Genomic DNA, 19599 nt, shown 5'->3' on the forward strand with positions numbered 1-19599 from the left:
TGCCTGAATTTCTGTTTGCCTAAACTACTGTTTGCCTAAACTACTGTTTGCCTAAACTACTGCTTACCTGCCTTCAGCCTGCGGTATCTCCAATCTGGGCAAACGCTGCCTGCCCAAAAATCGCGCTGGCGTGGCGATAAAACTTAAACTCCATCAGGTTATGGAACGGATCTTCCAGGAAAAATGTGCGGTGTTCTAGCGGCGTGCCAACAAAGCGCTCCTTGGGCGGCTGATAAAAGCGAAGTCCCAATCGCTGCGATCGCTCTAAAAGGGCTTCCCAATCGGCCTCGTCGGTAAAAATTACGCCAAAATGCCGGGGATACACACCGCGCTGGGGCATCAGCGGTTCGTGGGTCAGGTGCGCCACAATCTGATGTCCGTAGAGGTTCATAATCACCGAGCTGGCGTTCTCGCGGCCGACTTCGCAGCCCAGCCCATCGGCATAATAGGCTTTGGCTTCGGCCAGATCACTCACGGGAAACGCCAGGTGAAAGAGAGTGGTTGCCATAGTGCTTTGCGGGGGAGTTGCAAACGGTAGGAGACAGCGCCAGGGTTGGAACGCCATTACAGATGCGATCACAGATGCAATCACTGACGCTGAGACACTGAACTTTGATCTCAGATGCTAAATTAACATCTTGCTCAAAGCCCCGTCCGGTTAGCGCTTTACCAGAACCTCACCGCTTTTATCTTTCCAATACGGAAAGGCGATCGCCCCTTTGGCTGTTGGCAATCTCAACGCAGATTGAAAACGCAGATTGGAAACGCGGGTTGAAATTGCCAACACTCGGAGCCAACTCGCAAAACACCTCGTTCGCCCCACCCACAGCACACGTCAAACTCAGCCTGATCAAGGCGCAGAAGTATTAAAGCGCACTCACCATAGGCTTAATGTTGGCGATCGCCTCAACGGGTACTGAGACTGCCGCTATGACTGCCGCTGTGACTGGCGCTGTTTCGATACTTGGCAGATAGGCTTTCAATAAACAAGCGAATCGTGGGCTGATGGCTATCTAGCGTTGCCCCGTCTAACTGGAGGTACTCAGGATCAGTGCCCCAGTTCAGCACCTTCGAGAGCAACTCAATCGGTGCTTGGGAATAGATGGAACAAGCAACCTTCATAATGCATTCAGCAAGGGCTTGCTTGATTTGGCTATCGGCACTTGTAGGGTCATTGAGAACCTTCCGCACAGCCGCCAACTCAGCTTCTAGACGCTCAAAACAGCAGGGCAAAACAGGCGTAACGATAAAGTCGCCGGACGCATCAACTCGACTTGAAACTTTTTCGATCGCGTTGACTAATAAGTTAAACGCCGACGGATCATCCCAGTCTACATTGCCCCGAAAGAAGCCCTCTTCATAGCCGACGGGCGAACCCTGAAAATAAATTGGGATGTTCTTTCCAGATTGCAGGATCTTGTATAAAGCAACCTCTAGGGTTTCAACCGGCCAGCCCAGATTTCGACAGACCAAAAATTCTAGCTTTCCGGGTTTGGAGACGACGAGACTATTCAGCAGCAAGCTGACGGCTTCATGAACATTTTGACCACAAACATACTTATCGGGAGCATGAATGTTGACAATTTTCCCGTGCTTGACCTTTTGGTCAAACTGTTCGCAGGCGGCACTATTGTCCAGCATATGGGTAAATCTCACCATGCCATACACGGTTGAGCCTGACTGAGCCGCCTGATCAAAAAGCCACTCACACACCTTTTTGGTGGCTGCATAGACTTCTCCAGTGACATAGCGCGATGCCTTCCCTGTTGAGGAGAATATGCACTTTTTGACTCCATATTTTTCGCAGAATCGAATCACATTATGGGTTCCCATAATATTCGTCGAAACAGCGTCTCTAACGCGCTGCTCCGCCATTCCAGGGAGGCGCATGGCTGCTAGATGGAAGACTAGATCGGGCTTTTCTTGGAGGAAAACCTTCTCTAGTTCATTCTGATCTCTAATATCAACTTCATAGAATGTGAACTGTTCAACCGAATCATTATCTTTGTTCAGGGAAGACGATTCATCTAGCAGTAAGTCTAGGCAAACAATCTTCTCAGGCTCAAAGGTCTTCAATTCCTGGATCAGTTGACTGCCGACGCAACCATTTCCGCCCGTCACCAGAATACGCCGCCCCTTGACCTGCTCTGCGACTAAATCTCGGTAGCAGTGAACCCGACGGTTCCAGGCATCTGCGAAGGGATCTTCCCTCAGTTGTCCAGCCGCTTGATAGACCTTCGTGAGTTCCTGGGTCAAGCTTGCTAGCTGGTTTAAGACTTGTTCATCCTCTGGCTCAGGAGAACCAGCAGGGACAAGCATCTTAATGTCATGGATAATCTCGACTCTTGATCTTAATAAGGGTTTTGTATTGCTGCCGGAATTTAGGCTTTCTCCGGACACTTCATTCGTTTCTATAGTCAAACCCTGATCTGCCGATGTCAGCATAGCCAAAGAGTTCCTTGAATGAGTGGTTAAGCGTAGATTCCCTGTCTTCTTGACCTCGGACGTTCCGCGCAATAGACATGCTGCCGTCCGACAGATGTTGTAAAAATATGATCCTGATAACAAAGGCCTTATAGAGATGCTCTTAGGGGTGGGGCAACGGTTCTTGTTCAGAAATTATTAGCTTCAATCTTGATAAACGCATCCGTGTGGTGCAGATGAATGCGAATCTTTACGGAGGAAACTGAAATTATGAAGCTTCAGTGATTGCCTGTCTTAACAAAAATTAATACAGTGCAAATAAATAAAAGACTATGAAAAAGCCGGAATCATAAAGCTTTTACAATTGATACTTGAAATAGCATAGGCACTCATCGGTTGAGTCGATTCTCGATTTTGAATCTGTGATTCTGGTGTGATTCTGGATTGTTAGTCCCGTATCTGTTGGGGCATCCAGCAATTTCATTGGCGCAGCGCGATCGCCCATCCCGCTTGGGCTTGGCAAAGCAGCGTCTGCTCAAAGGGCGTGTGTTGTATGGCGCTTTGTGTGGTGTGTTGTATGGCGTTTTGTAGGGGCTTTACCGGATTCACTCGGTATCTGCCAGGGTGCGATTTTATGCGATTTTAAGGTGTTGAACAGCGTGCGGCGTTGGCTTCGTGTCCTGCTGTAGCTGATAGCTGAAATACCGTTTATCCTGTCGCTTTTACATGGATAAATCGATGAATCCACTAGATCGTGGGGGCTATCCTTTCGCTGAGCTTTTTGATCGCGATGGGTGACTCGTTTTCTGGAAGCCGCAGCACAAGGTTCTAGCGGCTTTCAGTACACGCGAACTCTATTCCGGGCCGTCCTTTGCTACAGTAAGCCTTAGAGATTTTGCCTGTTGCTTGCCCACAACGCTTCGTGCATGAGTGCCCAAAACGCGACTGCTCCCACGCCGCCGACGCTGCGCCCCTATCAGGTGCAGTTGATTAAGGATCTCTACAACAAGCTGGGCGAAGGCTATAAGCGCGTGGCGGTGATTGCTGGGACGGGTGCAGGGAAAACGGTGATTGCCGGGCAAATCTGCGCCCATGCAGAGGCGCGGGGCTGTCGGCTGCTGTTTTTGGTGCATCTGGATGTGTTGGTGGGGCAGACCTACGACAAGATGCGGGCCTTTGGGCTGCACTGCGGCTTTATCAAAGCGGGCTGGAAAGAAGACCCCACTGCGCCAATCCAGATTGCCAGCGTGCAAACCATGACCAAGCGCCACTGGTGGAAAAAGTGGCACGCCGACGTGGTGCTGTTTGATGAAGCGCATACGACGGTCTTTAGCCAGGTGGGGCAAGAGGTGCTTTACAAAACCCATCCCCAGGCGGTGCATCTGGCGCTGACGGCCACGCCCTATCGCCTGGGCAAAGCGCAACTGGGCGACCACATGGAAACGCTGGTGGCTTCGCCAGTGCCGTCGGTGTTGCAAAAGATGGGATATCTCGCGCCAATGAAGTATTACGGGCTGTCGGCGGAGCATCAGATTGACCTGTCGGGCGTGGGCACGGTGGCGGGCGACTATGACGAGCGGGCGCTGAAAAATGCGTGCGATCGCCCCGAACTGGTGGAACGCATTGTGGAAGAATGGCTGCGGCTTGTTCCCGACAAGCGCACGATCGCCTTTTGTGTAGACGTGGAACACGCACGGCACGTTGCCGAAGCCTTTAACCAGGCCAATGTTCCCGCAGCGACGGTGGATGGCGAAACGCCCATCAAAGACCGTCAGAAGCTCTACGCCGACCTGCGCGACGGGCACATTCTAGTGCTGACTTCCTGCAATGTGATCAGCATTGGCTTTGACGAGCCAAGTGTAGAGGTGGGGCTGCTGCTGCGGCCGACCCAGTCGCGGGCGCTGCACCATCAGCAGATTGGCCGCGTCATGCGAATTGCGCCCCACACAGGCAAGCTGCACGGCACGATTCTCGACCAGGCGGGCAATTTGGCGCGACTCGGCTTTCCGGAAGACATCCAGTTCTATCACCTGCCTACGCGAGAAGACCCGGAAGGCAAGGGCATCGGCAGCGCTCCTACTAAGCAGTGTCCTGCCTGTGGCCGCATCGTGCCCATTTTTTTGATGACCTGTCCCGACTGCAAGCACGAATGGCTAGACGAGAGCCAGGTGTGTCTGGATGACCTGGAAGAGGTGCTGAGCGACGAACAAGTGCAGATGATCGAGGAGCAAGAAATGCTGCGGTTTTTCCATGCCCAGCGCAAGCGCAGCTATCAGGAAGGTGCGGCACCCTCTTGGAGCGATCGCCGCTTTTTTGAAAAATTTAACTGTATGCCCAAGGATGCCTGGTGTCTCGGCTCCATCTTTGGCGCATCGCCCACGCTAGAAGACAAGCACGACTATAAGCATTATCTGATGCGCGTTGCCCAGCGCCAGGGCAAGTCGATTGCCTGGGTGATCAGCGAGTTTCAAAAAGAATTCGGCCCCCACGGCTGGGAGGCGATTTTTCTGAAAAATGCCTGACTCAGAATGCCTGACTCAACATGCCTGAGTCTTTCCCTGAGTTTTTCCCTGAGTTGTTCCATGCGTCCAAATGCAAGAAGCAGACAGCCAGTAGCCCCCACCGCTGTCTGCTTCTGCGAGGATGATCGGAGCCACCCTCCCGTTTAGAATAAACGGTCTAGCAAAAAATGGTATGGATACAACCATTGATTTTTGAAAATATTTCTTGAGGGACTTGTCAGAAGTTAAGAATGTTGGGTAAAGACTTCGGACATTAATTCGGACATTAGTTCGGACATTGAACTGATATCACTTCTCCTGAGTGGGGCGATGAATGAAACGGCTTGACATTCCGTAAAGGTCTGACTCGCAATCTAACTGGCAATCTAAAATCGCAAATCCAAAGTCGCAAATCCAGAATCGAGAATCGATATGACTGCTTTGCACGCTAATGCGACGCTAATGCAAAAGGGGGCGCGTCAGCAGTGGCCAGATGCAGGAGCGTTATTTTTTCCTTGAATGTTTGGCTTTATTGACCAAACCCATAGGCGGCCATGCTGAGGATGCCGTAGGTGGTGCTGTGATGAAGCTGGATGCCGCGATCGCCCCCTGCCCCCATCGCCACCAGCAGCGGCAAAAAGTGTTCCTCGCTGGGATGATTGTCGGCGGCGTGGGGGGCAACCTGGCGATAGTGTAGCAGTGCGTCAGTGTCTCCCTGGGCGATCGCCGCTGCGAGCCACTGGTCAAATGCTGCTACCCAGGCGGGCGGGGCTGCGTCGAAAGCATAGCCGCCAAAGGCCCGCAGGTTGTGCGTAGCGGCCCCACTGGCGAGGATCAGCACGTCGTCCTCCCGGAGTGGGGCGATCGCCCGGCCCAGTTGCAGGTGATGCGCCGTGCCCAGCCGCGGCTGCACCGAAAGCTGCGTCACAGGAATGTCGGCTGCTGGATACATCAGCATGAGTGGCTCCCACGCACCGTGATCGAGTCCCCGACTGGGGTCGAGGGTGACGCTCATGCCCGCTTGGGTCAGCAGTTTTTCTACCCGCTCTGCCAGTTCCGGCGCACCGGGTGCGGGATATTGAAAGGCATAGGTTTCTGGCGGAAAGCCGCCAAAGTCGTGAATCGTCTCTGGCTGGGGCGCGATACTCACGGCGGGCGATCGCGTTTCCCAGTGGGCCGACACAGCGAGGATGGCTTTGGGGCGCGGTAGCTGTGTGCCAAGTTGCTTGAGAAACTCCACAGCGGGCGCAGTTTCATATAGCGGTAAATCGGGTGCGCCGTGGGAAACGAAGAGAGAAGGAAGAGACATAGGACTTAGGACACCTTGTTGAGATGTTGACGGAGAAACTGAGTTAGCGCTTGCCACGCATCCTCAGCGGCGGCGGCATTGTAGGACGATCGCTCGTGACAGAAAAATCCGTGGTCGGCATCGGGATACACTTTGAGCTGATACGCTTTGCCCAGGCCTTTGAATCGCGCCTCGATGTGCTGCACGCGCTCCGGCGGAATGAACGGATCAGCGCCGCCGTGAAACAGGTAGACGGGCACGGTGATGTCTTTGATCGCTTCTACCCAATCGTCCAACACCATGCCGTAAAACGGAGCCGCCGCTGCGATGTCGCTGGAAAATCGACACGCCGTTAAAAAGGTTAACCCCCCGCCCAGGCAAAACCCGGTAACGCCAATTCGGTCGGGTGAAACGTTGGGTTGCGCCTTGAGGAAGGCGATCGCCGCCTTTAGGTCCTGTTCTACGGGCTGCCCAAAATCCATGCGATACATGGTTGCCATCGCCTGTTCCACCTCGTCATAGCCAAATTTGTTGTGGGGCAATTCGCGATAGTACAGGTCTGGCGCGAGGACGACGTAGCCCTCGGCGGCGATGCGAGTCGCTACGTCCCGAATGTGGGGGGTTAGCCCAAAGGCTCCATCAGCAAGAGAACGGCGGGGCTGGAGACCGACGCAGCGGGCGCAGCGGGGCGATAGAGAAAGGCGGGCATCTCTCCACTGGGCGTGGGGATGATTGCCTCAGTTTCCACCATGGCCGTTTTGAGACCCATTGGGCATCCTCCTGCGTAGGCTATTCAGCCTATGGTAGGGCAGGGGTGCTGAAATTGACTTTTGCAGCGTTGGGATGCAGCAGGCTTGTCGCAGCAGACTTGTATGGGTCGGGGTATGGCTGGACACGTCGGCGATCGCCCCAGCACGGCATCATGAAAAGCAGCCCTCTGGCGAGGTGTTTGCCCTATGCCTTCCTGGTTTTCTGTTGCGTCCCGTCGCGCCCTGCCTGCTGCGTCTGGTGGGTCGTTGCTGCCGCTTGCGGTGAACGCGGCTCAAGCTGATCCTCATCATCTGCTAAACCAGCTTGAAACCCATCCCTACGGGCTAACGGCCGTGCAGGCCCGCCAGCGTCGCCGCCAGTTTGGGCCCAATGAAATTGCCCACGACCGTACCCCCGCTTGGTATCAGCAGTTATTCCGCGCCTTCAATAGCCCGTTTGTGTATCTGCTGCTGGTGCTGGCGATCGCCGCCTGGCTCACTCGCGACCTGCGGGGTGCAGCGCTACTCTTGGGGATCGTGCTGCTCAGTGGGGTGCTGCGGTTTGCGCGGGAATATCGCTCTAGCCGCGCCGCCGAAAAGCTGCGGGCCTTGGTCGAAACCACCGCCACCGTCAGCCGCTACGACGATTTGCTGCCGGCCGAGCGTCGCCAGGAAGTCCCCATTCGCAAGCTGGTGCCGGGGGATGTCGTGCATTTAGCACCGGGAGATATGGTGCCTGCAGATGTGCGGCTGCTGGAGGCCAATAACTTCTTTGTGGGACAGTCGATCCTCACGGGGGAATCGGATCTGGTGCAAAAATACAGCGCCGTCCGCGCTGCGCCATCGCCCGACGGAGACTGGTGGACGCTGCCCAATCTTTGCTTTATGGGAACCACGGTATTGGGCGGCAGCGCTCGCGCTGTGGTGATTGCTACCGGAGCGCAGACCTATTTGGGACGACTGTCGCAAGCGCTGATCGGACGGCGATCGCCCACTAGCTTTGACACGGGGATCAACCAGATCACCTGGCTGCTGATCGGGTTCATCGCCATCATGGCTCCCAGCGCGGTTTTGCTCAACGGCCTGGTTCGCGGGCAGTGGACCACTTCCCTGATCTTTGGGGTGGCGGTTGCTGTGGGTCTGGTGCCAGAGCTATTGCCCCTGATTCTCAGCATCGGCCTCACACGCGGGGTCAGTGCCCTGGCCCGACAGCAGATGCTGGCCAAGCGGCTGGATGCGGTGCAAAACCTGGGCGCAGTTGACCTGCTGTGTACCGACAAGACGGGCACGCTCACCCAAAACCAGGTGTCGTTTCACAGTGCGATCGCCCCCTTGGGACAGCCCAGCCCCGATCCGCTAGCCGATGCCTATTTGAACAGTTATTACCAAACGGGCATTCAAAACCGACTGGACGATGCCATTTTGGAAGCGGCCGACGCGGGTGCCTTGTCTCAGTCTGCATTGACCCATCGCAAGCTGGGGGAGGTGCCCTTCGATTTTGCGCGGCGGCGGCTGTCTGTGGTGGTCGAACAGGAGGGTTTTCCGCGGCTAATCTGCAAAGGGGCTGTGGAGGAGGTGCTGGGTCTATGCAGCCACATCCAGCATCAGGGAGAGCCAACGCCCCTGACCGAAGCGCTGCATCAGCAGACCCTCCAAACAGCCCAGCAGTTTAGCCAGCAGGGGTTTCGGGTGCTGGCTGTGGCCTGCAAGCGGCTGGATGCGCCGCAGGATCACTACGACCCGACAGATGAGGCGGGGCTAAGGCTGGTGGGATACCTGACGTTTCTCGATCCGCCGCAGGAGACGGCAAAGGGGGCGATCGCCGCCTTGCAGCAATACAACGTACGCGTCAAGGTGCTGACTGGGGACAATGAGCATGTTGCCCGCACGATTTGTCAAGAAGTCGGGCTGCCCGTTCAGCAGGTCTGCCTCGGCTCGGCGATTGACCCAATGAGCGATGAGGAACTGGCCGCCGTCGCCGAGAACACGACTCTATTTGCCAAGCTATCGCCCCTGCAAAAAGCCCGAATTGTGCAGATTCTCAAACAGCAGGGACATACGGTGGGCTATTTGGGCGATGGGGTCAACGATGCGCTGGCTCTGCGAGAGGCGGATGTGGGCATTTCGGTGGAGTCGGCGGTGGATGTGGCTAAGGAGTCGGCCGATGTAATTTTGCTTGAAAAGAGCCTGCTGGTGCTAGAGCAGGGCATTGTGGAAGGTCGCCGCACCTTTGGCAATATCATCAAGTATCTGAAGATGGCGACCAGTTCCAACTTTGGCAATGTGCTGAGCGTGATGGGGGCCAGCGCCCTGTTGCCCTTCTTGCCCATGCAGCCGCTGCAACTGCTGGTGCAAAACCTGCTGTACGACCTGTCCCAGACGGCGATTCCCTTTGACCGCGTGGATGAGTCTTACCTGGCGCAGCCCCAGCGCTGGTCTGTGGGGGATTTGCGACGGTTCATGCTGTGCTTGGGGCCCGTCAGTTCCATGTTTGACTATGTGACGTTTGCGGTGCTGTGGGGGGTGCTGGGGTTCAATGTGCCCGCCGATGCAGCGCTGTTTCAGTCGGGCTGGTTTGTCTATGGGCTGCTGTCCCAAACCCTGATTATTCATCTAATTCGCACGGTTAAGGCTCCGTTTACGGAGAGTACGGCTGCCTTGCCCGTGCTGGGGATGACGGGGCTGGTAATGGCGATCGCCCTGCTGCTCCCCTTTACGTCCGTGGGTGCGAGTATTGGGCTAGTGCCGCTGCCGGCCCGCTATTTCCTCTGGCTGGTTGCCATTCTCCTGGGCTACTGGCTGGTCACTCGCGGGGTCAAAGCTGCCTATATCCGCCGCTTCAAGACCTGGCTTTAGCAAGGATAGGACTGACGCAGTTGGACGATTTCTCGCAAGCGCAGCCCGCGAGAAATCGTCCAAAACCCAGAAACCTTAATCGCAAATGCGTAAGTCCTATAAGGTAAGGATTCATCTGCTAGATGTGCCAGCGTTCTGCACGCCTATGCCGATGGCCGCCTCCGCCAAGTGAGCCAGCCCAGCAGCGCCGCCATCACCACCGTCGGGGTCAGCACGATCGCCCACACGATGCCAACCTTGTCAGGCACGAGCGCCAGCGGTGGAAAGTATTTGATGGCGATCGCCCCCAGGACAGAACCGCCCATGACCTTCGCCAATAGCCCCAAACTATCTCTCATGCCTGCCTAAATCAGGATTGATGGTTCTAGTTAATCGGTTCTAGTTAATCGCTGTCGCCCGCAGCACGTAGTTCACAGTCTGGTTAGCGCTGACATCGATTTGGTAGCGGCCCGACTGAGATAGCCCTGGCCCGATTTGCAGCGTGCCGCCCGACGCACTGGAGAGCGATCGCCCATTCGGGTCGCGGATCTCGACCTGCACATTGCCCTGGATGATATCAACGATTAACCCCTGATCGCTCTGCAAATCCACCAGATAGCGACGCATCCGATTCGCCCGCACCTGGTTATCTACCTCCCGCGACTCTCCCGGCGACAGATTCAGCGTTTCGGTGCGGATATCGACTTCCGGCGGTGGCTCTGGCGTGGGTGATGGATCAGGCGGCGGCGGTGGTGGCGGCGTGGGACTCGGCGGCACGCCTTCTAAACTCAGAGTCAACGCATAGTCCGTTCGAGAAATGCCCGATAGCGGCTTCACCTGCACAACGTAATCCCCTGCATAGGCTGCCGTGCCGCTCCACTGCAACACCTGCGAAGCCTGTCCGTCCACAGGCTGGCGATCGGGATTCAGCACCGTCATGATCACGCCGTCGCCATCCAGCCGCGCCGTCAGCGTCTCCCCTGCTTCCATCGAGATCAGGTAGTTAATCGTCTGATTATCTCGCAGGCTGCCCCGTGCCGTGGTGTTGGAACCGGGCCGCAAATTGAGCCGCTGGTCAAACTCGACGGGCTGGCTGGGCGAGGGGCTGGGCGAGGGCGAAGCCGTTGGGCTGGGGCTGGGCGAAGGCGAGACCGTCGGGCTGGGCGTAACCGTTACGGTCGGCGATGGCGTTGCCACAGGCGGACTGCCGTTCAGCAGCGCACTCACCACCGCCCAGGACGCAATCCCCGTAATCGTTGCCAGCCCAATGCCAATCGCCAGCACGGCCAGCGGATTGTCCCACACCGAGGTTTGGCGCGGCGCAGGAATCGAGCGATTCGCTTGCCGACCCGCACTGCCCACTGCCTGCGTGTGCGCTGTCGTGGTGCTGGGCGGCACGGGGCGGCCCACGGCCACGGTCTGCATTTGCGAAAGGGGGTCGGGCGGCGGGCTGGCGACGGGCTGGGGCGTTTGGGACGGGTGCGCGGCTGGATAGCCTGGTTGCGAATAGCCTGGCTGCGGATAGCCCCCTTGGGGATAGCTGGGCTGGGGATAGGTGGGCGGCTGGTAGCCGGGCGGCTGGTAGGTGGGCGGCTGCGTTGCGGGATAGGTCGCCGCATTGGTCACTGCCTGGAGCGCCTGGGCCACTTCGGCTACCGATTGATAGCGATCGCCCGGCCGATAGCTCAGCATCTTGTTCAACACCTGCGCCAATCCGGGGCTGACGTTGGCGTAGCGCTGCCAGTGCCAGGTCAGGTTCATGTCGTCGTAGAGTTCCTGCGGCTCACGCCCCGTCAGCAGCACCACCGCCGTCACCGCCAGCGCGTAGAGGTCGCTGTTGGGATAGGCGCGTCCCGTCTGCATTTGCTCGCTCGGCGCATAGCCCAGCTTGCCGACGGTCGTGGATTGGGTCGCCGTTTGCAGCCGCGTGGCAATTTCTTTCACCACGCCAAAGTCAATCAGCACTGGAAGCTGATCGGCCTGCCGCAGCATGATGTTATCCGGAGCAATGTCGCGGTGAATAATGCCACGGGCATGAATATGGGCCAACACAGGCAGCAGTTGCCGCAGCAGTTGCACCACCTCCGGCTCCGAAAACGCCCGCCCGCTCAGCTTGCGCTCCGTCAGCAAATCACGGTAAGACTTGCCTTCCACATAATCCTGCGCCAGAAACAAACGCTGATTTTCCTCAAACGTGGCGCGAAACTGAGGAATTTGCGGGTGCTGAATTTGATACAGGATCGCCGCCTCTCGCTGAAACAGTTCCTTCGACTTTTCCAGCGCATAGTCCCCCGACTGCGAGGGAATAAACTCCTTCAGCGCACACCGCTCGCTAAACCGCCCCAAGTCCTCTGCCAGATACGTGCGCCCAAACCCGCCCTGGCCAAGCAGCTTGACCAGGCGATAGCGATTTTGCAAAACGGTTCCAGCGGACAGGGGAGGTTGCATGTTCAAGAGCGGGGGGTGAGGGAGTCGGGAACGGGGAGTTTATTTCAACAAGTTCAACATTATAAATACTTCATAAATACATTGATTGCGGGGTTGATTTCGGAAGGGGACGGCTTGGGATTTTGGGTTTTGGATTTTGGATTTGGATGGATGGAGTTGATTTCGGAAGGGGACGGCTCGGGATTTTGGGTTTTGGATTTTGGATGGATAGCGTCCTTGGCTTGCTCTTGTGACCCAAGATCCTTTCGCCCAAGCTCGCTCCTTACCGCAGGCGGAATAGCAAAAACTGCGTCACCTGGAGTGGGTTAAAGTTGTCGTCGCTGACCAGCAGCAGGGTCGTGGAGCCGTCCGGCAGGCGGGGGCCGAGGGTCATGGCTTCTAGGTTATCTAACCGAATGCCCAGGTCGCCTAGGTTGAGCAGGCGGCGCTTGCGGACGGGCTGAATGCCGCTCAGGTCGCCCTGGAGTTGGGGCATCCCAGAGGTGTCGGTGGCGTTGCCCATCACCATCTGGAAGAGTTGCGCGGTCACGCCCGTTTGTGGGGTAAAGGCCCGCTCTAGGCTGAGGAACTGGCCGCCTGCGTCGATCGCTAGGAGTTCCGTCAGTCCGGGTTCGCCCTGCTCTGGCGGCAGCGCGTCTCGGTAATAGAGATGTTCTGCCAAGAGCGTTGCCTGGTCTTCGCCGATGAGATAGTGCAGCAGGCGCAGGGGCGGCAACTCCCCCGACGGGCCAGCGTCCAAATCTTGGAGCAGCGAAGACTCGGTGGCGGCAAACAGGCGAAAGGGTTCCAGATAGCCCGCCGTGCCCAGGGCGCTGGGGTCGGGGGTGAGAGATTCAAAGCCCAGGTTTTCCTGAACTCCTTTGGACGGGGCATCGGCGGCGGCGGGCAAGTAGCGCTCTGGAAGTTTGAGACGAGATTTTCGGCGGCCGGTTTCCAGGTCGAACTCGTCGATAAAGGGGGGAATGTTCTGGCTGGGAATGCCCTCGCTGGCGATGTAGACGGTTTGGCAGGGCGTGAGGGCGATCGCCTCTGGATCGACCGTTCCCGCTGCAAAGGGCTGGCCGTCTTCGTCTAGCAGCGGCGTGACGGATTCCACCTCGACGGAGCCAATGCGGGGATTTGCTGGGTCAGACTGATCTAGCGTGAGATGGAGTGTGTAGAATCGGGCAGGGCCGAAGTTGCTGCGGTCGTCCGACAGGGCATAGAGGCGATCGCGCTGACGGTCGTAGGCCAGCCCCGACAGACCGCCCACAGGCGCACCTTCAAACTCCTGCGGTGGCAGCCGATATTCCCCCAGAAAATCCACCGACAGCGGCAAAAACAGCCGCTCCTCAGCATTGACGCGGGGCAGCGTGCAGCCCGTGATGCCCAACAGCAGCAGACACAAAACGGGAAGGGCGATCGCCCGCCGTCCGTTCAACATGCTATTCAACATTCTGCTGAGCCACTGCGCCAAAACTCGCAGCCCAACTTGCAGCCCAACTTGCAGCCCTACGCGCAGTCCATTCCCTCGCAGCAGCGGCTGAACGCTAGAACTCCCAAAGAAAAACCCGAAACCCATAGCAACAGCAGACGAGCGCAGCTAGCAGCAGCATACCGCAACCCCCGGCTTTTCCGCCGTAATGAAAGCAGATGAAATGCAAGCAGGTGAAAGCAGACCCTAAAGTTTGGGCTAAAGTTTGGGCTTAGGACAAGGAATGCATCGCGGCCCGATGATTATGGTTCGGGCTGGGGTTGGACGCAGCGACCAGACCGGGCCCGGCAACCTCGGTGTTAAAGCGATAGCCGACATTCCGAACAGTTTGGATTAAATTGGGCTGGCGCGGATCGACCTCAATTTTTTTCCGCAGAGAAAGGACGTGCGTATCCACGGTGCGGTGATTGTCAATCGCATCGGGCCAGGCTTTGCGGAGCAGTTCCGAACGGCTGAGGGGCAAACCACCTGCCTGCGCCAGCACATAGAGCAGGCTAAATTCTTGCGGAGTCAGGTCTATTAGCTCGTGCTTCAGATGGACGCGGCGCTGCACTAGGTCAATTTTCAAATCGCCATAGTCCAAAATGGCCGGGGCGACCGTGGGGCGGCTGCGACGGGTCAGCGCTTCCACCCGCGCTAGGAACTCCTGCATCCCAAAGGGCTTGGTGAGGTAGTCGTCTGCGCCTGCTCGCAGGCCAGCTACAATGTCGGACTCGGTGCTGCGGGCCGAGAGAATCAGCACAAAGGGCTGGCTCTGCTGACGCAGCCATCGACAAAACTCCAGCCCGCTTCCGTCGGACAAATCTGAATCTAGCACCACAAGCTGGGGCTTGCGGTTTAAGTAGACATCTTTGGCCTGCTGCAAGCTGGCAGATTGATAGACCGAATAGCCGACCTGCTGGAGGTGCCACCCGAGAAGCGATCGCAAATGGGGATTTCCCTCGACAATTTGAATGCAGACAGCGCTCACAATGTCTAGCTACGACTTAGCTGATGATACGGATTGTTTCTAAAGCTAACAGAGCGCTTGTCAAGGTTTTGTAACCACTGCTACGGGCCAGGCGACTCAAGCCTTGACAAATGGGCCGTTTGTGGAAACTGGGCTGGCGCGGCTGTGGGATGTTAGGAAACGCTGTTAGAAACATTGGAAATATTCAGGACTTACGCACTTGCGATAGGCTTTCTAGACTTTGGACAATTTCTCGCGGGTGCCGCCCGTGAGAAATTCTCCAACTGCATAAGTCTTAACATTGTTAGAAGGTTAGAAGCTCGGTATTCAGAATGCTTATCGGTCTGGACAGAATGGGGCGATCGCCCCTAGTCACCCCTGTCTTCGGGGTAAAATAGGGCATAGCATTGCACCACCTCTCCATGCTTCAGGACGCACAAATTATCCGGTTCTATCAGCGCCTGACCGACGCGCTGAATGAGCAGTGGCATCGGGGCTATCGCTTCGACGAACTGCGCCTATACCTCGATGGATATCTGGCCGCCCTTCGGCATACGAACGTCGTCGAACCTTACCTGATTCACCAGCTCGAAGAAGAAGCCACTCGCTATCTTTACGACCCCTCCAGCTTCGTTGAGCCGCAGCCCGAACCAGAGGTCGATTTCTACTAGGCTCTCTGAATCTCACGTTGTCTCCTCTTTTTGACCCAGATCGCCTCTGAGCCGTTTAGTCTGGTCTGCTAGTCTGGCCTGTTTGGAATGTCAGTTTCTCTCTTGGAACGTGCGCGGGGCTGTCTGCTAGGGCTAGCCGCGGGGGATGCAGTGGGCACCACGGTCGAGTTTCAGCCGCGTGGCTCTTTTCCGCCAGTCATCGACATGGTGGGCGGCGGCCCGTTCCGGCTAGCAAAGGGCCAGTGGACCGACGACACCTCAATGGCGCTTTGCCTTGCGACTAGCCTGGTGGAACGGGGCACGTTCGACGCGGCCGACCAGATGGAGCGCTACTGGGCCTGGTTTGAGCGGGGCTATCTCAGCAGCACTGGGGTCTGTTTTGATATTGGCAATACGACCCAACGGGCATTGCAGGCTTACAAAGCCTCTGGCAACCCCTTTAGCGGCTCGACGCATCCCAAAGCGGCGGGGAATGGCTGCCTGATGCGGCTGGCTCCAGTGCCAATTTTTTACTTTCCCGATGGCGATCGCACGCGACAGTTTTCCGGCGAGAGCGCCCGCACCACCCACGGCGCAGCGGAATGCGTCGAAGCCTCCCAACTATTCGGCGAGATTCTGCATCGGGCACTGGCAGGAGCCAGCAAAGCCGAAATCCTGCTGCAAAGCGACCCGGCATCGTTTGCGGAAGAGGCGGTGAGGGCGATCGCCCAGGGCAGCTATCGCCACAAACCCCTCGACCAGATCCACGGCACGGGTTATGTGATTCAAAGCCTGGAAGCCGCCCTCTGGTGCTTTTGGACAACGGAGACTTACGAGCAGGCGATTCTCGCCGCGGCAAATCTGGGCGACGATGCAGACACCACCGCCGCCATCTGCGGCCAGGTCGCGGGCGCGTTCTATAGCGAGTCGAGCATTCCGTCCCGCTGGCTGGAACCGCTCACCCTGCGCGAGGAGATTGGGCAACTGGCCGAAAAACTGCTGACAGCCGCAGGCTAGCTCCCCACTACTGAATACTGCTCAGCTTAATCCGGGGATCAACCGCCTTCAGCAGCAGATCCGCTAGCAAATTGCCGATGATTAGCATCGCCGCGCCCATCATCAGGCTAGCCATCACCAGATACAAATCCTGCGCCGTAATCGCCTCCAGCACCAGCCGCCCCAGCCCTGGCCAATTGAAGAAATTTTCCACAATGAAGGAGCCACCCAGCAGGCTGGCAAACTCGAAGCCCAGCAGCGTCACCAGCGGGTTTAGGGCATTTCGCAGCGCGTGGACGTAAATGACGCGATTCTCTGGCAGTCCCTTGGCGCGGGCGGTTTGAATATAATCCTGCCGCAGCACGTCCAGCAGCTCGCCCCGCGTGATCCGCTGGAGGCCGGCAAACCCGACCAAGCTCAGCGCCAGCGTCGGGAAAATCATGTGCCAGCCGATATCCAGCACCTTGCCAATTAGGGTCAGATCGGCGTGGTTGATGCTGGTCATGCCGCCTACAGGCACCAGCGGTGAGAGTTGCTGCGCCAAAAACAGCAGCAGCAGCCCCATAATCAGCGCGGGCATCCCCTGACCGATGTAGCTGATCACGCGAAAGATGCGGTCGATCAGCTTGTTCTGGTTGACCGCGCCGATAATGCCCAAGGGAAGGGCGACCGCCCAGGTAATCACCAAAGAGGCGATCGACAGCAGCAGCGTTGCCGGAATTCGCTCCCACAGCAGCGAGGTCACCGGCCGCTGAGAATAAATAAAGCTCACGCCAAAGTTGCCGCGCGTGAAAATCTGTCGCAACCAAAGAAAATATTGCTCGATCGGCGACCTGTCTAGCCCAAACTGTTCCCGAAAGGCATTCAGCGTGTCTTCCGAAATCTGCGGATTCTGGCGCAGCGTGTCCAGATAATCCCCCGGCGCAAGCTGAATGATGAAAAAGCTCAGCGCCGAAGCCAGCAGCAGCGTCAGCGCCCCTTGCAGCAGCCGTTTCACCACATAGCCCACAGTTTCACTGGCCAAGAACCGTTGAACCTGAACCAGTCCGTCCGAAAGTCGCTGCTGTGCTGAAGCTGTCTCGCGAGAAGTCATAGCCGCCCTACCCAACCTGAGCTTAAACCGCCTAATATTCCACCAGGGTAACAACTGGAACGTCCGGCAGCTTCTTGCGCCCCTCCAGTCCTGTCAGTTCAATAATGAACCCAAACCCCGCCAGTTCACAGCCCGTTTGCTCCACCAGCTTAGCCGTTGCGGCGGCCGTGCCCCCCGTCGCAATCACGTCATCCACAATCAAGATCCGGGCAGGCGGCTCCGCTGCGTCGCGGTGAATCTCCAGCTTGTCAGTGCCATACTCTAGCTCATATTCGACGCTGTGAACCGGAGCAGGCAGCTTTCCTGGCTTGCGAACGGGGATAAATCCTGCATCCAGCTTGTAGGCCAGCGGCGCACCAAAGATAAACCCACGAGACTCCATGCCGATGATGTAATCTACCGACAGATCGGCGCAACGTTCGGCCATGCTGTCGATTGTGTAACGTAGTCCTTCAGGATCGCGCAGCAGGGTTGTAATATCTCGAAACAAGATTCCCGGCTGAGGGAAATCGGGAATGTCGCGAATCAGCGATTTCAAATCCATATTTTCAATTTACAAAGCAAATCTACAAGGCAAATCTACGTTTCCAATCTACAAAGCAAATCTACAAAGTCTGTGGAAAGTCTGTGGAAAGTCTCTAGCTCGAAGAACTGGACACGCAGAGATTGTAAACCGTTTGCCCAGCAGTTCAACCAGAGGGACAAACGGATGGACAAATTCAGCGCTAGTCTTCCCGAATTCCTGAGTAATTTTCAAACCAGCCGCGCTTCCAAAAATAAAACAGCAGCCCTGCCGAAGTCAGCAGCATCACCGCCCAGCACAATGGATAGCCCCAATACCAGTTCAGTTCAGGCATATTCCAGGGGGATGCATCGGGGTTGAAGTTCATGCCATAGACTCCGGCAATAAACGTCAGCGGAATGAAGATGGAGGAAATCAGTGTGAGCTGCTTCATCAACTCGTTCATGCGGTTGCCCACAGAGGAGACGTAGACATCCATTAGGCTAGAAGCGACCTCCCGATAGGTTTCTACCATGTCCAGCACCTGCACCGCGTGGTCATAGCAGTCCCGCAGATACATCCGCGCTTCGTCCTGAAGCAGGTCTTCGCCATCGCGGATGAGGGCGCTGATGGCATCCCGCATTGGCCAGATCGATCGCCGCAGGTTGAGCAGTTCTCGCTTGATGGTGTGGATTTTTTCGAGAGTGGTGCGGACAGGCTTCGCAACCACCTCATCTTCCAGTTCCTCTAGCTCCTCGCCGTAGGTTTCTAGCACCGGAAAGAAGCCGTCCACAATCGAGTCAAGCAAACAGTAGGCCAAATAGTCGGCTCCACGGCTGCGAATTGTGCCTTTGCCCAGGCGAATGCGCTCGCGCACGGGCCCAAAGGAGTCGTATTCGGGTTCTTCTTGCACCGTCAGCAGATAGTTTTTTCCCAGAATAAAGCTCACCTGCTCGGTGAAAAAGCCGCGGCCGCTGTCCTTCAGCGTCACCATGCGGGTGATGAGCAGCAGTTGGTCGCCGTATTCTTCGACTTTTGGACGCTGGGGCACGTTGACGATATCTTCTAGAACCAGCGGATGCAGGTTAAAAATATCGCCCAGACGCTTGAGTACGTCTTCGCTGCCCAGACCTTTGACATCTACCCAGGAAACCGACTCGGCATCCAGGTAGGGAATGGCTTCTTCCGGCTCATTAATAGGAATCCGAGTTGCACTGTCTTCGCAATAATCAATCAGGGTAATGACAGGGGGCGGTGCGTCGTCCTCAATGGTGAGCGTTCCTGGCAGGGCACCCGGCTCATGGTAGGAATATTCTAGGTAGGGGTTATCGTCTTCTTCTTCATCCGTCAAACCCTCGACAAAGAAGGCACGAGATAGCGCCTCAGCAGTCAATTGTTCCACTCGGTTATGGGCTTGCTTTGTATGAGAACTGGAGGGTTTAGCTGCCATGGCATTTAGTCCTGAGCATTGGGATCTGACGGCTGAACGGGGGCCGACGGGAAAGCCCGAACCAGCGCTATCAGGAAGTTAAGAAAAGCGTCAAGAAGAAGCTGTGTCAAGCATACTCTAGGTGCGCCTGCGTGCCTGTAGCGTAGCGTGTCGCATGAACCAGGGCAGGGAGCAGAGTCGTGAACTGAGCCGCCCAGATCCTAATCTACTAATCTGTATCTACTAATCTGTATCTACTAA

General features: G+C 56.7%; 14 protein-coding genes and 1 pseudogene. 4 read left to right on the forward strand and 11 right to left on the reverse strand.

The window, feature by feature from the left end:
• Positions 1-73: 73 nt before the first annotated feature.
• A complete protein-coding gene (locus HNI00_RS02395) occupies positions 74-508 on the reverse strand; it encodes a VOC family protein (protein WP_316790345.1) in 435 nt (144 codons plus the stop codon).
• Between the two features lie 398 nt (positions 509-906).
• Positions 907-2445, reverse strand: a complete 1539-nt coding sequence (locus tag HNI00_RS02400; RefSeq protein ID WP_316790347.1) for a polysaccharide biosynthesis protein — start codon at positions 2443-2445, stop codon at positions 907-909.
• 905 nt (positions 2446-3350) lie between these two features.
• On the opposite strand from HNI00_RS02400, the gene HNI00_RS02405 reads away from it, so the two are divergent.
• A complete protein-coding gene (locus HNI00_RS02405) occupies positions 3351-4946 on the forward strand; it encodes a DEAD/DEAH box helicase (protein WP_316790349.1) in 1596 nt (531 codons plus the stop codon).
• Between the two features lie 508 nt (positions 4947-5454).
• Here the strand turns inward: HNI00_RS02405 and HNI00_RS02410 are convergent.
• On the reverse strand, positions 5455-6234 hold the full coding sequence (locus HNI00_RS02410) for a DODA-type extradiol aromatic ring-opening family dioxygenase (RefSeq protein ID WP_316790351.1): 780 nt from the start codon (positions 6232-6234) through the stop codon (positions 5455-5457).
• A gap of 5 nt (positions 6235-6239) precedes the next feature.
• Positions 6240-6964, reverse strand: a pseudogene (locus HNI00_RS02415) (dienelactone hydrolase family protein).
• Positions 6965-7169: 205 nt separating this feature from the next.
• Here HNI00_RS02415 and mgtA point away from each other — a divergent pair.
• Positions 7170-9818 carry a magnesium-translocating P-type ATPase gene (gene mgtA / locus HNI00_RS02425; protein WP_316790355.1) on the forward strand — a complete coding sequence of 883 codons (2649 nt, stop codon included), beginning with the start codon at positions 7170-7172 and terminating at the stop codon, positions 9816-9818.
• 143 nt (positions 9819-9961) lie between these two features.
• Here the strand turns inward: mgtA and HNI00_RS02430 are convergent, their stop codons facing one another.
• The 4 genes from HNI00_RS02430 to HNI00_RS02445 all read right to left on the reverse strand — a co-directional run bounded on the left by HNI00_RS02430 (position 9962) and on the right by HNI00_RS02445 (position 14689).
• Positions 9962-10156 carry a hypothetical protein gene (locus HNI00_RS02430; RefSeq protein WP_316790357.1) on the reverse strand — a complete coding sequence of 65 codons (195 nt, stop codon included), beginning with the start codon at positions 10154-10156 and terminating at the stop codon, positions 9962-9964.
• Between the two features lie 40 nt (positions 10157-10196).
• The gene (locus HNI00_RS02435) at positions 10197-12245 is read right to left on the reverse strand and encodes a protein kinase domain-containing protein (protein WP_316790359.1); all 2049 of its coding nucleotides are present in this window, start codon (positions 12243-12245) and stop codon (positions 10197-10199) included.
• Between the two features lie 262 nt (positions 12246-12507).
• Complete coding sequence (locus tag HNI00_RS02440; RefSeq protein WP_316790361.1) at positions 12508-13806, reverse strand: esterase-like activity of phytase family protein; 1299 nt, start codon at positions 13804-13806, stop codon at positions 12508-12510.
• Between the two features lie 124 nt (positions 13807-13930).
• Entirely contained in the window at positions 13931-14689 is a 759-nt protein-coding gene (locus tag HNI00_RS02445; RefSeq protein ID WP_316790363.1) for a response regulator transcription factor, read from the reverse strand.
• 401 nt (positions 14690-15090) lie between these two features.
• On the opposite strand from HNI00_RS02445, the gene HNI00_RS02450 reads away from it, so the two are divergent.
• Together HNI00_RS02450 and HNI00_RS02455 are read left to right on the forward strand one after the other, a co-directional pair.
• Positions 15091-15339: a DUF6761 family protein gene (locus HNI00_RS02450; RefSeq protein WP_172353815.1), complete on the forward strand. Its 249-nt coding sequence runs from the start codon at positions 15091-15093 to the stop codon at positions 15337-15339.
• Between the two features lie 87 nt (positions 15340-15426).
• Entirely contained in the window at positions 15427-16335 is a 909-nt protein-coding gene (locus HNI00_RS02455) for an ADP-ribosylglycohydrolase family protein (RefSeq protein ID WP_316790366.1), read from the forward strand.
• 7 nt (positions 16336-16342) lie between these two features.
• Here the strand turns inward: HNI00_RS02455 and HNI00_RS02460 are convergent, their stop codons facing one another.
• The 3 genes from HNI00_RS02460 to corA form a co-directional block, all read right to left on the reverse strand.
• On the reverse strand, positions 16343-17407 hold the full coding sequence (locus HNI00_RS02460) for an ABC transporter permease (RefSeq protein WP_316790368.1): 1065 nt from the start codon (positions 17405-17407) through the stop codon (positions 16343-16345).
• A gap of 31 nt (positions 17408-17438) precedes the next feature.
• Positions 17439-17951, reverse strand: a complete 513-nt coding sequence (locus HNI00_RS02465; protein ID WP_316790370.1) for an adenine phosphoribosyltransferase — start codon at positions 17949-17951, stop codon at positions 17439-17441.
• Between the two features lie 181 nt (positions 17952-18132).
• The gene (gene corA, locus HNI00_RS02470) at positions 18133-19359 is read right to left on the reverse strand and encodes a magnesium/cobalt transporter CorA (RefSeq protein WP_316790372.1); all 1227 of its coding nucleotides are present in this window, start codon (positions 19357-19359) and stop codon (positions 18133-18135) included.
• Between the last annotated feature and the right edge of the window lie 240 nt (positions 19360-19599).

Source organism: Thermoleptolyngbya oregonensis NK1-22 (assembly GCF_032705245.1).
GTDB lineage: Bacteria > Cyanobacteriota > Cyanobacteriia > Elainellales > Elainellaceae > Thermoleptolyngbya > Thermoleptolyngbya sichuanensis.